11 protein-coding genes are annotated in these 13,344 nt (G+C 61.3%); 3 read left to right on the top strand and 8 right to left on the bottom strand.

The features are described from left to right. Positions 1-49: 49 nt before the first annotated feature. Together MTX36_RS15035 and MTX36_RS15030 are read right to left on the bottom strand one after the other, a co-directional pair. Positions 50-1,420 (bottom strand): FAD-binding oxidoreductase, encoded by a 1,371-nt coding sequence (locus MTX36_RS15035; RefSeq protein ID WP_243620540.1) that lies wholly within the window; start codon positions 1,418-1,420, stop codon positions 50-52. Then, the gene (locus MTX36_RS15030; protein ID WP_243620539.1) at positions 1,417-2,118 is read right to left on the bottom strand and encodes a FadR/GntR family transcriptional regulator; all 702 of its coding nucleotides are present in this window, start codon (positions 2,116-2,118) and stop codon (positions 1,417-1,419) included. Before MTX36_RS15030 ends, MTX36_RS15035 begins: the two co-directional genes overlap by 4 nt. 114 nt (positions 2,119-2,232) lie before the next feature. Between MTX36_RS15030 and MTX36_RS15025 the strand changes: the two genes are divergently transcribed. Continuing rightward, positions 2,233-2,850, top strand: coding sequence for a cysteine hydrolase family protein (locus tag MTX36_RS15025; RefSeq protein ID WP_243620538.1), 618 nt, complete (start codon positions 2,233-2,235; stop codon positions 2,848-2,850). An 18-nt stretch (positions 2,851-2,868) separates the two neighbouring features. On the opposite strand, the gene MTX36_RS15020 is transcribed toward MTX36_RS15025, so the two are convergent. Beyond that, a complete protein-coding gene (locus MTX36_RS15020) occupies positions 2,869-3,510 on the bottom strand; it encodes an alpha/beta hydrolase (RefSeq protein ID WP_243620537.1) in 642 nt (213 codons plus the stop codon). Positions 3,511-3,592: 82 nt separating this feature from the next. On the opposite strand from MTX36_RS15020, the gene MTX36_RS15015 reads away from it, so the two are divergent. Beyond that, positions 3,593-7,036, top strand: a complete 3,444-nt coding sequence (locus tag MTX36_RS15015; protein ID WP_243620536.1) for a bifunctional RecB family nuclease/DEAD/DEAH box helicase — start codon at positions 3,593-3,595, stop codon at positions 7,034-7,036. A gap of 24 nt (positions 7,037-7,060) precedes the next feature. On the opposite strand, the gene MTX36_RS15010 is transcribed toward MTX36_RS15015, so the two are convergent. Beyond that, complete coding sequence (locus MTX36_RS15010) at positions 7,061-8,236, bottom strand: alanine racemase (RefSeq protein ID WP_243620535.1); 1,176 nt, start codon at positions 8,234-8,236, stop codon at positions 7,061-7,063. A 71-nt stretch (positions 8,237-8,307) separates the two neighbouring features. Then, positions 8,308-8,955 carry a TetR/AcrR family transcriptional regulator gene (locus MTX36_RS15005; RefSeq protein ID WP_243620534.1) on the bottom strand — a complete coding sequence of 216 codons (648 nt, stop codon included), beginning with the start codon at positions 8,953-8,955 and terminating at the stop codon, positions 8,308-8,310. Between the two features lie 78 nt (positions 8,956-9,033). Between MTX36_RS15005 and MTX36_RS15000 the strand changes: the two genes are divergently transcribed. Next, positions 9,034-10,347 (top strand): D-arabinono-1,4-lactone oxidase, encoded by a 1,314-nt coding sequence (locus MTX36_RS15000; protein WP_243620533.1) that lies wholly within the window; start codon positions 9,034-9,036, stop codon positions 10,345-10,347. Positions 10,348-10,355: 8 nt separating this feature from the next. Here MTX36_RS15000 and MTX36_RS14995 read toward each other — a convergent pair whose 3' ends face one another. From MTX36_RS14995 to MTX36_RS14985, 3 genes are read right to left on the bottom strand one after another with little or no spacing between them, the layout of a single operon-like run. Further along, a complete protein-coding gene (locus MTX36_RS14995) occupies positions 10,356-11,321 on the bottom strand; it encodes an adenosine deaminase (protein ID WP_243620532.1) in 966 nt (321 codons plus the stop codon). A gap of 6 nt (positions 11,322-11,327) precedes the next feature. After that, positions 11,328-12,089 carry a crotonase/enoyl-CoA hydratase family protein gene (locus tag MTX36_RS14990; protein WP_243620531.1) on the bottom strand — a complete coding sequence of 254 codons (762 nt, stop codon included), beginning with the start codon at positions 12,087-12,089 and terminating at the stop codon, positions 11,328-11,330. A gap of 38 nt (positions 12,090-12,127) precedes the next feature. Next, positions 12,128-13,321, bottom strand: a complete 1,194-nt coding sequence (locus MTX36_RS14985) for a class I adenylate-forming enzyme family protein (protein ID WP_243620530.1) — start codon at positions 13,319-13,321, stop codon at positions 12,128-12,130. Between the last annotated feature and the right edge of the window lie 23 nt (positions 13,322-13,344).

Raw genomic sequence — 13,344 nt, 5'->3', positions numbered from 1 at the left:
TTCTGACTGTGGCCCGGTTCGAACGCGAACCGGGCCACAGCCGTTAGCGTCAGATCCCGCGACCCGGGTTAAGGATGTTCTTCGGATCGAACGCGGCCTTCACTGACAGCATCAACTCCCGCTCGACAGAACCCACCATGTCCTCCATGTACGGCACTTTGAGAACACCGATGCCGTGCTCACCGCTGATCGTCCCGTCCAATTCCAGTGCCCCCGCGACTATGTCGTCGAACGCGCGCCTCGCACGACCCTGCGCTCCAGCCTCCGTTGCGTCGAAAACAATGGTGGGGTGAAGATTTCCGTCGGCAGCGTGACCGAAGGTACCAATGGTGACGCCGTGCATCTCGGCTGCTGTTCGAATGCAATCGAGCATGCGCGGTAGCGCCGGTACGGGCACGGCAACGTCGTCGAGCAAAACTGTTCCCATTGCCTCGAGCGCCGGTAGCGCCATCCGCCTTGCCGCCGTGAACGCCTCCCCTTCCTCAGGATCGTCGGTATGGAACACCTCACTCGCTCCGGCACGCTCACAGGCGGTCGCACACTCCGCCGCCTCTTCCGCCGCCGATCGACCGTCACATTGAATGAGGAGCATTGCCCCCGCACTTTCATCGAGACCCATTCTCGTGAAGCGGTTTACGGCTGCAATGGTGACGTCGTCCATCAACTCCATCAGACACGGCTCTGCAATTGCAGCTACAGCCAGGACTGCGTCGATCGCCAGCTCGGCCGAGGCGAAGAAGGCCACGACTGTGGTTGCCGCACTAGGCGCGGTCCGCAATCGCATGGTCGCTTCGACAATGACTGCGAGGGTCCCCTCGGAACCGACAAGCAGGTGCGTGAGGTCGAGACCCGCCACGTTCTTACGCGTCTTCGCCCCGGTGTGAATCACCCGCCCGTCAGCAAGAACTGCAGTGAGCTCCGCGACATGATCGCCTGTAACTCCGTATTTGGCGCAACAGATTCCACCGGCATTGGTCGCCACGTTGCCACCGATACTGGAGATGGCCCGACTACCAGGATCGGGAACATACCAAAGCCCTTGCGCCCGAGCTGCATCTGCCAGGTCACCGTTGATCACACCCGGTTCCACTGTCGCCGTCCGAGCAGCCGCGTCGATCGCCAGAATGCGATTCATACCCGCGACACCAAGAATGATGCAACCGTCGATCGCGTTGGCGGCACCCGCCAAACCGGTTCCGGCGCCGCGCGTCACAACCGGGACGGACAACTCGTGAGCAATCTTCATCGTTGCCACGACGTCGACGGCGGACGTAGCCTTGACGAGGGCTGCCGGGACACCCGCCTCAGTCAGTAGCGATTGATCACGAAGGTAGGCGCCCATTCGATCGGGATTGGTAGTCACCCTCTCCCCCAAGGCTTCCTGCAACCGGATGGCAAGCACATCCACAGAAGTGGTCATTGCGTTCGACCTTCGTAAAAACCGCGCACATGCCTCTCGACAAGCTCTGCCGCATAGTCGGATTCACCACGCACGATCGCATCGACGATGGCTTCGTGCTCCGCGAGCAGAACAGCCAATGTGGTGGCCGAATCCTCGAGAGCGTCGAGTTCACGCATCAGATAGCCCGCAATACCGTCGCGCAGCACTGTCATCACCAACCCGAACGCCTTGTTCCCGCCGGCACCGGCGAGTGCGACATGAAAATCGACATCCGCGTCATGGAACTCGGCAGCGCTGTCAACAGCAGCGGCCTGGCGCATACGTTCGACGGCAACATACGCAGCCTCCGGAACAACGGATACACCGCGCAGCGCAGCAGCCTCGAGAAGTACCCGCAATTCGACGAGATCGCGAAGCGGGACAGCGCCGACCTGAACGGCCGCACTCAACGCCGTCGCTGCGGAATCGGCAGTATTCTCGTGCGTGACCCGCGGCCGGGCCGTCGACACGGTATCTGCGCCGGTCACCAAACCCTGAGCTTGCAGCACGCGGAGAGCTTCCCGGACGGTGGATCGTCCTACCGAGAATGTCTGTGCCAGTTCTGCTTCCGTAGGCAGTGACTCACCCACTGGCAATGTTCCGTCGAGAATTGCGGCTCGAATTCTTCCTGAGACCGCAAGGGCCAACGGCATTCGAGACAACGGAGTTGTATCCATACCGCGACGCTACCACCCCTTGCCTGCTTGTCTGACAAACTGTTTAATGGAGATGATTCGTGACCTACAGGTGCGCGTGAGCGTCACCTACAACTACGTAGACAGGTGTCGAACATGACCGAAAAGCTCGAGTTGGATCCCGCAACAACCGCAGTCGTGCTCATCGAATACCAGAACGATTTCACCACCGCAGGCGGTGTTCTCCACGACGCCGTCGCCCCCGTCATGGAATCGACCGGGCTACTCGCGAACACCACCACACTGGTCGACGCCGCCCGCGCGGCCGGCGTCACGGTGATGCACGCACCCATTACCTTCGCCGAGGGATACAACGAAATAACCTCGCATCCCTACGGAATCCTCAAAGGCGTTGTCGACGGAAAGGCGTTCGTGAAGGGATCCTGGGGAGCCGCGATTGTCGACGAGCTGACCCCACAGGACGGCGACATCCTCATCGAGGGCAAGCGCGGACTCGACACCTTCGCCAGCACCAACCTTGATTTCATTCTGCGCAGCAAAGGAATTCGAACGATCATCCTCGGCGGCTTCCTGACCAACTGCTGCGTCGAATCGACCATGCGCACCGGATACGAAAATGGTTACCGCGTCATCACTCTCACCGACTGCGTCGCCGGAACCTCGGTCGCGGAACATGAGAACGCCATCACCTACGACTACCCGATGTTTTCCCACCCCGTGACATCAAAGGACGTACTGGACGCGCTTGCCTAGCTCGCCGCCTGTTCTAGCTCATCGACTGTGCGCGAGAAGGAATTCACGGCTCATGACGCTCACGCTGGCGTGAACCTTCTCGTGCAACAGATCGTGCCCGGCGTCCTCGAACTCACGCATTTCCACATTCGGAAGCGTCGCCGCCCACTGACGCACCGGGTCGATCGGCGCTATCCGATCGTCGACCCCGTGAACCACCAGAACCGGAATCCGCGAATCTGCCAGCTCACCCCAACCTGCTTGTGCAACAGCGCTTCGCGGAATTCCACACAGCACCGCCGACGTAAAATCGTGGTCCCGGTGTGCCAGCATTGTCAATGCGGTTACAGCACCCAGGGAATGTCCCATGACTGCCTGCGCGACACCGGGCAACGCGGCCCGTGCGATGTCCGCCAACGTAGCGGCATCCGCAGCCAGATCGGATAACGGCGCCGAAGCCCCCAGCTCGCCCTCCGACAATCCGTGCCCGGTGTGGTCGACCGCCCAGACCTCGATACCGACGGACGTGAGCGCGCCCGCAAAGCGGTGGTACTGACCGCTGTGTTGCCCTAGCCCGTGCAAGAACACCAAGGACACCCGCGGCGTCGCGTCGCCGGACACCGACCAGCGTCGAAAGTGCACCTGACCGGTTCGACCGTCGAAAAAGGGCATGGCCGTCATTCTGCACGGCTCACCTCACATCCTGAGCGCCCGGTATGTCTGAAGCCCGCTTTTGTCGGACCACACTGGCACAATCGCGTAGGTGTTCCTCCTCGACGATGAGATCGTCTACAGCGCCAGTGACCTCTCGGCAGCCGCAACGTGCGAGTTCGGTCTCCTGAGACGACTCGACACGAGGACGGGGCTGATCACGGCCGATGGTGTCGACGCAGATCCGATGCTCGAACGGACGTCCGCGCTGGGCGATACCCACGAGCGCGAGCAGTTGGAGCGTTTCATCGCCGAACACGGCGACGCCGTTGTTGTCATGGAGCGGCCGGAGCACACCCGTGCCGGACTGACCGCGGCCACACTTGCCACCGTCGAGGCGGCACGCGCCGGGGCGCCCGTCATCTATCAGGGAACTTTCTTCGACGGCAGATTCCTGGGGTTCTGCGATTTCCTGGTCCGCGAGGGCGATCGGTACGCGGTCTACGACAGCAAGCTTTCGCGGCATGCCAAAGTCTCTGCTCTCCTTCAGTTGGCTGCCTATGCCGACGCACTGGACCGCAACGCCATCGCAGCTTCGGATCAGGTGCACCTGTTGCTCGGCGACGGCAGCACGTCGTCTCACGACATCGGAGACATCGCACCGGTGTTTGCCGCCCGCCGGGCGGCACTCGAGCTGGTCCTTGACGAGCACCGAGCGGAGGGCAAGCCCGCAGAGTGGCTCGACGATCGCTACCTGCGGTGCGGCCGTTGCGATACGTGCAGTGTCGAGGTGGAAAACCATCGTGACCTGCTCTTAGTGGCCGGAGTTCGTGGCAATCAACGAGCTCAGTTGATCGCGTCGGGAATCACTTCGATCGACAAACTTGCCGTAAGCGAGGGCCCCGTCGACGGTATCCGCACCCAAACTCTCGACAAGTTGCGCGCTCAGGCTGCTCTTCAAGTGCGCCAGGAACAGTCCGGCAACGCCGAGTTCACCGTGTTCAACAAAGACGTGCTCGCCGGACTCCCGGTTCCGAACGAGGGCGACATCTTCTTCGACTTCGAAGGTGATCCGTTGTGGGCCGAAGACGGCTCGTCGGAGTGGGGCCTGGAATATCTGTTCGGCGTGGTCGAAGGTCCGGCCGAGACGTACGTGTTCACACCGTTCTGGGCACACGACCGGGCCGGTGAACGCCAAGCGCTGATCGATTTCCTCGACTACGTGACGGCACGACGCGATGCCTACCCCGGGATGCACATCTATCACTACGCGGCCTACGAGAAGTCCGCACTGCTTCGTCTGGCCGCCCGTCATGGTGTCGGCGAGCAGGTAGTCGACACATTGCTCCGAGAAAACGTTCTGGTGGACCTCTACCCACTAGTTCGTCAGTCGGTGCAGATCGGCGCACGCTCGTACAGCATCAAGAAACTCGAACCGCTGTACATGGGAGAGCACGGCCGCGGCGGCGATGTCACCAATGCGGCAGCGTCAGTGGTGGCGTACGCCGACTACTGCACATTACGCGACGCCGGAAAAGCCGACGAGGCTCGCGAACTCCTCCAAGGAATTTCCGACTACAACGAGTACGATTGCGAATCTACTCTCCGACTGCGCAATTGGCTGGCCGAGCGCGCCGCAGAACATGGGGTTACCCTTCGCCAGCCCACCGGCCAAATCTCCATGCCGATAGAAGAACTCACCGAAACCGAAATTGTTCTGCGCGAATTCGCCGGACACAAAGCGGATTCGACACGCACTCCCGAGCAACAGGCCGCAGCACTCCTCGCAGCGGCCGTCAGCTATCACAACCGGGAACGAAAGCCCTACTGGTGGGCGCATTTCGACCGTCTGATGGTACCGATCGACGATCTCGTCGACGTTCGCGACGTCATGATCGTCGATGTCTCGAACGTCGAAACAGACTGGCATACAAGCACTCCCCGACAGAAGAAGCGGCGACGACATATTCAGCTGACCGGAAACTTCGGAACGGGAAGCACAGTCAACCTGGGGACCGACCTGTTTGCCCTCTACGAGACACCGGCGCCGAGCGCTGTGGCGGGCGAAACCTCCGGACAGCGCGGCACCAGCAACGCGAAGGTGACCGCTGTAACCAAAGTTGACGGCCACGACGTCGTGACCATCGAAGAATTGCTCAACGGCGACGAATACACCGATGCCCCGGTTGCTTTGGCTCCCGGACGCCCGATCCCGACAGGTCGGATGGAGAAGTCCATCGCTGCCGCCGCGTCCAAGGCCTGCGAAATCCTGCCTGAGTTGCCACGAAACGCCGCGGTCGACATTCTGCGGCGCCACACTCCCCGAACCCTGTCCGGTGCCGCCCTTCCCCCGGTCAACGCGAGCAACGACTACGCCTCGGCGATCACCGCTGCCGTCCTGGACCTCGACGACTCGTACGTTGCCGTGCAGGGGCCTCCCGGCACCGGCAAAACATACACCGGTGCGCGAGTGATCAAAGCCCTGGTGGAGCAACATCATTGGCGAATTGGCGTTGTCGCACAATCGCATTCAGTGGTCGAGAACATGCTGGGCGGCATCGTGAAGGCCGGCGTGGACCCGGCGCTGGTAGCAAAGAAAGGTAAGCGCAGCCGGACCGCTGAGTGGATGGATATCCCATCCGAGCAGTACCCTGGTTTTATCGCCGAAGCCGAAGGAACCGGATGCGTGATCGGCGGTACCGCTTGGGATTTCGCGAATACAGATCGTGTACCGGCCGGCAGCCTGGACCTCCTCGTGGTGGACGAGGCAGGCCAGTTTGCACTGGCCAACACGATCGCCGTCTCAATCGCCGCCCGCAATTTGCTCCTGCTCGGCGACCCGCAGCAGCTACCCCAGGTCAGTCAGGGCACTCACCCCGAACCAGTCGACGAATCCGCACTCGGCTGGCTGGCCGAAGGACACGGCGCACTGCCCCCGAAACTGGGATACTTCCTCGAGAAGACTTGGCGCATGCATCCCGACCTGTGTGCGCCGGTCTCCGCTTTGTCCTACGACGGAAAATTACATTCGCAGGAATCTGTCACTGGTGCACGGAAACTCGACGGTCTCGCGGCCGGAGTTCACACCGTCTTCGTCGATCATCGCGGCAACTCAACCTACTCACCCGAAGAGTCGCAGGAGATTGTCACCCAGATCCGTGAACTCCTGGGCACCCCCTGGACCGACCCCAGCGAATTCGACGGCACCCGCCCCCTCGATCAGTCCGACATCCTGGTCGTCGCGCCCTACAACGCGCAGGTCGGCACCATCGAGCACGATCTGACCGCGGCCAGGTTGACCGACGTCGAGGTGGGCACCGTCGACAAGTTCCAGGGGCGGGAAGCCGCTGTTGCCATAGTGTCGATGGCGGCCTCCGCGATCGAAGACGTTCCGCGAGGAATGTCGTTCTTGCTTTCGCGTAACCGCCTCAATGTCGCAGTCTCCCGTGGCAAGTGGTGCGCGATCATCGTTCGGTCACACGCGTTGACGCAGTACATGCCGAGTACCCCGGCAGGGCTGATGGAACTCGGCGCATTCATGCGCCTGACCGGTTAGGACGGGCCAGGCGCAACCCTGGGTTCAGCCGAAGCACTGCCCTTCACCGCGGTAGGTGGGTACCGCGGTGACGGTGCCGTCGGCCTCGACCACATTTACCTTTTCGAACCGCTCACACAGCTCACCGGCCTTCGCGTGACGGAACCACACCCGATCACCGATCGCGATGTCACCGGCAACCCGTCCGGTGACAGGCGTCTGGACTTCGCCGGCACCTTCGTTTCGGAGGAGTTTCAATCCGCGCGGGCTCATCGGCGTCGGAACGCGGGCAGGACCAGCCGGGCCGGAGGCGATGTAGCCGCCACCGAACAGCGTGGTGACCTTAGGCGTCGGCTTACGGACCGCTGAGAGCGCGAAGAAGAGGGCTGGGTCAGGCCGGAAGGCCCGGTACCTGTCGAACAATGTCGGTACGTACAGGCCCGAACCAGCGGTCACTTCGGTGACTACCGAATCTGCGGCACTGACTTCGAGCGATCCGGTACCCCCACTGTTCACGATTTCGAGAGTGCCCACAGCATCCGTGACTGCTGCGACAACAGCGCCACGCCGTTCGGACAACTCGCGCGCCGACGCCTTCTTGATCAAACGAATCGCGGCGCTCGCGTCCGGCAGACCCGCTATCTGCGCCTCGTAGAACATGACTCCCACGACGGCAAATCCGCGTGCACGCGCAACGGATGCCAGCGCGGCGACAGCACTGGGTTCACGCAGCGGTGAGCGTCGCACCCCGATGTGGACCGGGCCGAACCGCAGTGAGGCATCCACATCGAGACACACTCGGATCGGCGGCGTACCCGAAGAAGACGACCGGACGACGTCGAGTTGAGCGGCGTCGTCGATCATGAGTGTGATCGATTGGATCGCAACAGGGTTGGCTGCAAGATCAGCCAAGGCGCCACGGTCGACCGTGGGATACCCCATCAGAACGTCGCGGGCACCAAGACTGACCAGCCATAGCGCTTCACGAAGTGAATAGGTCATGATTCCGCGAAATCCGCCTGCTGCGGTCAGCCCACTTCCGAGCGTTTCTTCGAGCACTGCGCGGCAGCGAACGGACTTACTGGCCACCCGCACGGGAGTTCCGCCGGCCCTTCGCACCAGATCTGCGGCATTGCTGCGCAGAGTAGTCAGGTCGAGGGCAGCAAGTGGCGGGTCGAGTTCGCGGGTAGCTGCAGTGAGTCGATCCAGAGTTGTAGTCACGTGTGTCCAATCGTCGCGGCGTTGTGGTCAGTCAACCACTCGACTTGGACGAATGTCCAGGAATTGGTGGGTTACTTCGGCACTTCGATCGCCCTGTTGGCGATTACCCGAACCATTTCACCGAATTCCGCGATGGTGGCATCCGAATCTCGATCGACGAGCCATCGCAGCACCAGGCCGTCGATGAGTGCGAGACTCAAGCGGGCCAGCGACGGCAACGGTTCGGTCCACACAGTGCCGGAGATAGTGGCACATTCCTCGAGAAAAGCAATGGCATGCTCGTCCATGATTCGATACTGATCATCCGCGACAGCGCCCGCGCGTTCTGCGCCGAGATTACGACTACGCAACGCCTGAGCGGTGATCTCATAGGTCAGCAATTGCCGATCCGGCGTCGCCTCGATAAGTGGCCACATTCCGGTCAACCCGATATGCAGCAGTTCCTTGAGTCCTTGAATTCCGCTCAGATCCGGAGCATGCCGAACCTGTCCGAATGCATGCTGCATCGATTCGCTGAGTTGGAGGATTAGGGTTTCACCCATCGCCGCAATCAACGCTTCTTTACTTTCGAAGCAGTAGTGAACAACGCCGAGCGACACACCAGCCTCTTCGGCAACCGCTCTCACAGTCACCGAACTGACGCCTCTTTGTTCAGCGATGGACATCGCAGATTCAACCAATTGTATGCGGCGTTCGTCCGCCGGAAGCCTGTTGAGCATCCACTGATCGTAGAACGGAGCGAGACGAATCTACGCGCAATGCTTGCCTGGACGAGCGTCCAAGTGCATTATTGAGCGATGGTTTCGGACACATGGCAGAACTGGGCTGGCACTCAAAGCGCCACACCGCGACAATTCGCAACCCCGAGAAACGCGCGCGAGCTCGCCGCTCTCGTCGTGGATGCCGCGTCTCGCGGGCTTCACGTCAAGGCGGTCGGCGCCGGACATTCATTCACCGGAGTGGCTGTTACCGACGGCATTATGGTCAGCCTCGACAACCTCACCGGGATCGAATCGATCGTCCCGACCGACGACGGCGCCCTCGTCACAGTACTTGCCGGGACCCGCCTGCATGCCCTCAACGAGGCATTATGGGATCGCGGGTACGCCATGACAAACCTCGGCGACATCGACGTCCAATCCATTGCCGGCGCACTCGGCACCGGTACTCACGGAACCGGCGCACGCTTCGGCGGACTCGCAACTCAGATCCGCGGCATCGAAATCGTGACCGCCGACGGCTCGATCGTCACGTGCGACGCGGATCAAAATTCGGAACTGTACGAAGCGGCACGAATCGGCCTGGGCGCGGTCGGCATCATCACCAAGCTCACGCTCGCCTGCTCCCCTCGATTCACGTTGCGCGCCGTCGAAAAACCCGACACGCTGTCTCACATTCTGGACACCCTGGAAGACGAATGCCGCAACGTCGACCACTTCGAGTTCTACTGGTTCCCCCATACCGACCGAGTACTCACCAAACGCAACACCAGACTCCCCGGTGACTCACCGCTGAAGCCTGTCAATTCGGTCCGCGCCTACCTCGATGACGAACTCATGTCGAATACCCTTTTCGAAGGCGTCAACCGAATCGCGTCTCTCGTGCCGGCCGCCATCCCCGCCATTAACCAATTTTCCTCGCGAATGCTCGGTGCTCGCGAATTCACCAACCGCAGCTACGAGGTATTCGCGTCGGCACGCCGCGTGAGATTCAAAGAAATGGAATACGCCGTTCCGGTGGAACACGTCAAGGACGTACTCCGCGAAATCGATAAATGGTTGAACAAGTCGGAAACAAGGATCGCATTCCCCGTCGAGGTTCGATTTGCCGCAGCCGACGACATCTGGCTCTCGACAGCCAACGGCCGCGACACCGCCTACATTGCCGTGCATCAATATCACCGCCGCGACGAAGCCGAGTATTTTGCCGCCGTCGAAGCTATCGCCCGCGCCGTCGACGGCCGGCCGCACTGGGGAAAAATGCACAACCGAACCGTCGACGACCTCCGTCCCACCTACAAACGACTCGACGATTTCATCGCGATCCGGGACAAGTACGACTCGGATCGCATCTTCCGGAACGCGTACCTCGATCAAGTCCTCGGAGAGTGACTACCGCGCTATTGACGTAGCAACTCCGCTTTCCGCGAATCGCTCGCAAACGATGCTTTGATCGAATTGCGGGCAAGAGTCTCACGTTCGGACTCGGTCAATCCGATTGCTCGACCCAACTCTGCGAAGTTGTCGTCGACGTACCCACCGAAATATGCCGGGTCGTCGGAGTTGACCGTCACGATCAATCCCATCTCGAGCATTGCCCGCAGCGGGTGATCCTCGAGCTTGTCGAACACGCGCAGACGGACATTCGACAGCGGGCAGACCGTCAGCGGAATCTCCTCGTCCACCAACCGTTCCACGAGCGCCGGATCTTCGAGCGCACGAACTCCGTGGTCGATACGTTCTGCACCGAGGATGTCGAGGGCCTGCCAGATGTACTCGGGTGGACCTTCTTCGCCGGCATGCGCAACCACATGGAGTCCTTCGGCGCGAGCACGCGCGAAGACGTCCTCGAAGAGTGACGGCGGATTACCCACCTCCGCCGAATCCAAGCCCAGGCCGACGATCGGCGCCTGCAACCTGATGATCTCCGAGAGCATCTCTTCGGCGTCCTTGACCGGTTGATCGCGAAGAATCGCGGCAATCGCAGCGCTGCTGAGTCCGAATTCACGCTCACTGGACGCCACCGCGTCCATGATGCCGTCGAGCACCTCGGTCAACGGAACTCCACGGACTACGTGAGCCTGGGGGTTGAAGAAGAACTCGGCGTGCGCGACACCTGCTGCTGCGGCCCGGCGAAAGTAGGCCCGCGTCAGGTCCGCAAAGTCCTCGGCTGTGCGCAACACAGCCATGTTGGCAAAGTACAGATCGAGGAACGACTGCAGGTCGGAGAACTCGTACCGTGACTTCAGATCATCGATATCCTTGTAGGGCAAGTCCATTCGATTGCGCTCGGCCAACCGGTAGATCTGCTCGGGCTCGAGCGAACCCTCGATGTGCATGTGCAATTCGGCAACTGGCGTAGCCATGTGGTGTTACCGCCCCTTCCAGACTGGTGCCCGTTTTTCGGCAAATGCGGTCGCACCTTCACGAGCGTCCTCGGACGCAAAAACCGGTGCCATCAACTGCATCTGCTTGGAGAAAGCCTCGTCGTCCGACCAACCACTTGCCGCGCCGATGATCTCCTTGGTGACAGCGACGGCGAGCGGACCGTTGCGCGTGATGCGGTCGGCGAGGTCGAGTGCACCTTCCAGAGCCTTCCCCGGCTCGGTGAGGGTATTCACGAAGCCGTAACTGTGCGCTTCCTCGGCAGTGAAAGTATCGCCGGTCAACGCAAATTCCAACGCCTTCTGATAGGGAATTCGCTTGGGCAGACGCAACAAGCCTCCGCCGCCGGCAACCAAACCTCGCTTGACCTCCGGAATACCGAACTTGGCTTCCCGGGACGCAACCACCAGGTCTGTGGCCAACACCAACTCAGTTCCGCCGGCAAGAGCAAAACCCTCGACCGCTGAAATGATCGGTTTACGCGGCGGCCCCTCGGTGAAGCCGAGACCGCGACCCGGGACGACGACGTTCTCTCCGGCCACAAAAGCCTTCAGATCCATTCCGGCACAGAAATTTCCGCCGGCGCCGGTCAAGACGGCCAATGACAACTCGTCGTCGGCATCGAGTTCCTCGACTGCTGCTGCCAATCCGTGACTGACCGCAGCATTGATCGCGTTGCGTGCCTCGGGCCGGTTGATCGTGATGATCATCGTCCGCCCGCGACGTTCGGTGAGAACCTCGTCTGCCATGAATGTCCCTCTCGTAGTCTTTCGACGCCGCCGGAGGATTACGCGACGTTTCGCTCGACAATACGGACGAAGCCTTCCGCATCGATCTGCGCGGTGTCGTGAGTGCAGAACCAGCCGCGAGTGAATCGCGTCGATGTCAGTTCCGGCGAGTTCCAGTACCGGCGTGCGACGCTCGGCCCCCGGCACAACAGTTCACCGTATCCTTCGGGTGCGTCCGGACCGAACAACGCGACTTCCATTCCGCCGAAAGCGATTCCCACACTTCCGAAATGAGTGGACGCCGATTCCATCGGCAGAATCAGGCCGGCACCACACGTCTCGGTCTTTCCCCATCCGATCACGTGCTGCGCCGACGGGAACGCGGACAACAACTTCGCTTCCTGTTCCGCTGTGATCGGCGATCCGCTGCAGTCGATCCACCGCACCGACCTCGAACCGGCCCGCGCTGCCGGCCCCGCCGCCAGAAGGCGAGGTTCGAGAAGATCTTCGGGACGCCCCGTGATGATGTCGACGGTATGAGCTCTCTCGCGCCAAAAATCACCCGCCACTACGACGGTACCGCCCACCACCAGCGTCGCCAGAACATGAACCAACTGCCGGATAGACCTGAAATCACTGTCCACCACAAGATTTCGAACACCTTCGACACCGTAGTCCCGCGAATGCAGCAGCGCCTCGATGGCCGAGAGCAAATTTTCATTGGTCAACTCGACACCGAGCATCACGCCCGAAGAATCTGTTGTGTATGCAAGGACCGCCAGCTCTTCCGGGGCAGCGCCGTCGTCGATGAACGGAAGCCCCGCGGGCAGTTCCCCGTCCAGCACCAGCACCGAACCACTGTCCGCGATCACCCAATCCACGTCGGCGTCGGCCCACGCGGCACCGAGCGAGACCGGAACGCCACCCGCCAGGATCACCCCGAGACACGCTTCCATCCACCGGATACCGGCAGCGAACCGAATGGCAACGCGGTCACCGATCTCGATACCTCGGGATTTCAGCCCACCGGCCACCCGCGAGGCGTCCGCCCACAGCTCTGCGAAGGTGACCTGATTTCCGTCGACTTCCTCCACGGCAACGCGCACCGAAAAGCGGTGCACCGCGACATCGAGCAACTCCGAGAGCGATGGATCCAATTGGCGGTAGCGCAGCAATCCGTCCGTCGCTCGACTTACCCGCCCATCCGTGAGCAACTGATTCGAACAGGGATACTCGACAAGCGTCGACCGCATTGGTACCTCCACTGAACTGACAA

This window comes from Rhodococcus sp. ARC_M6, from assembly GCF_022810305.1.
Classification (GTDB): domain Bacteria; phylum Actinomycetota; class Actinomycetes; order Mycobacteriales; family Mycobacteriaceae; genus Rhodococcus_F.
This window is presented reverse-complemented; position numbering and strand designations above follow the sequence as displayed.

What these genes read in the sequence shown, in the direction of transcription:
- MTX36_RS15035 (WP_243620540.1), bottom strand. Translation starts at nt 1,420, where the DNA reads ATGACCACTTCTGTGGATGTGCTTGCCATCCGGTTGCAGGAAGCCTTG.
- MTX36_RS15030 (WP_243620539.1), bottom strand. Translation starts at nt 2,118, where the DNA reads ATGGATACAACTCCGTTGTCTCGAATGCCGTTGGCCCTTGCGGTCTCA.
- MTX36_RS15025 (WP_243620538.1), top strand. Translation starts at nt 2,233, where the DNA reads ATGACCGAAAAGCTCGAGTTGGATCCCGCAACAACCGCAGTCGTGCTC.
- MTX36_RS15020 (WP_243620537.1), bottom strand. Translation starts at nt 3,510, where the DNA reads ATGACGGCCATGCCCTTTTTCGACGGTCGAACCGGTCAGGTGCACTTT.
- MTX36_RS15005 (WP_243620534.1), bottom strand. Translation starts at nt 8,955, where the DNA reads ATGCTCAACAGGCTTCCGGCGGACGAACGCCGCATACAATTGGTTGAA.
- MTX36_RS15000 (WP_243620533.1), top strand. Translation starts at nt 9,034, where the DNA reads ATGGTTTCGGACACATGGCAGAACTGGGCTGGCACTCAAAGCGCCACA.
- MTX36_RS14995 (WP_243620532.1), bottom strand. Translation starts at nt 11,321, where the DNA reads ATGGCTACGCCAGTTGCCGAATTGCACATGCACATCGAGGGTTCGCTC.
- MTX36_RS14990 (WP_243620531.1), bottom strand. Translation starts at nt 12,089, where the DNA reads ATGGCAGACGAGGTTCTCACCGAACGTCGCGGGCGGACGATGATCATC.
- MTX36_RS14985 (WP_243620530.1), bottom strand. Translation starts at nt 13,321, where the DNA reads ATGCGGTCGACGCTTGTCGAGTATCCCTGTTCGAATCAGTTGCTCACG.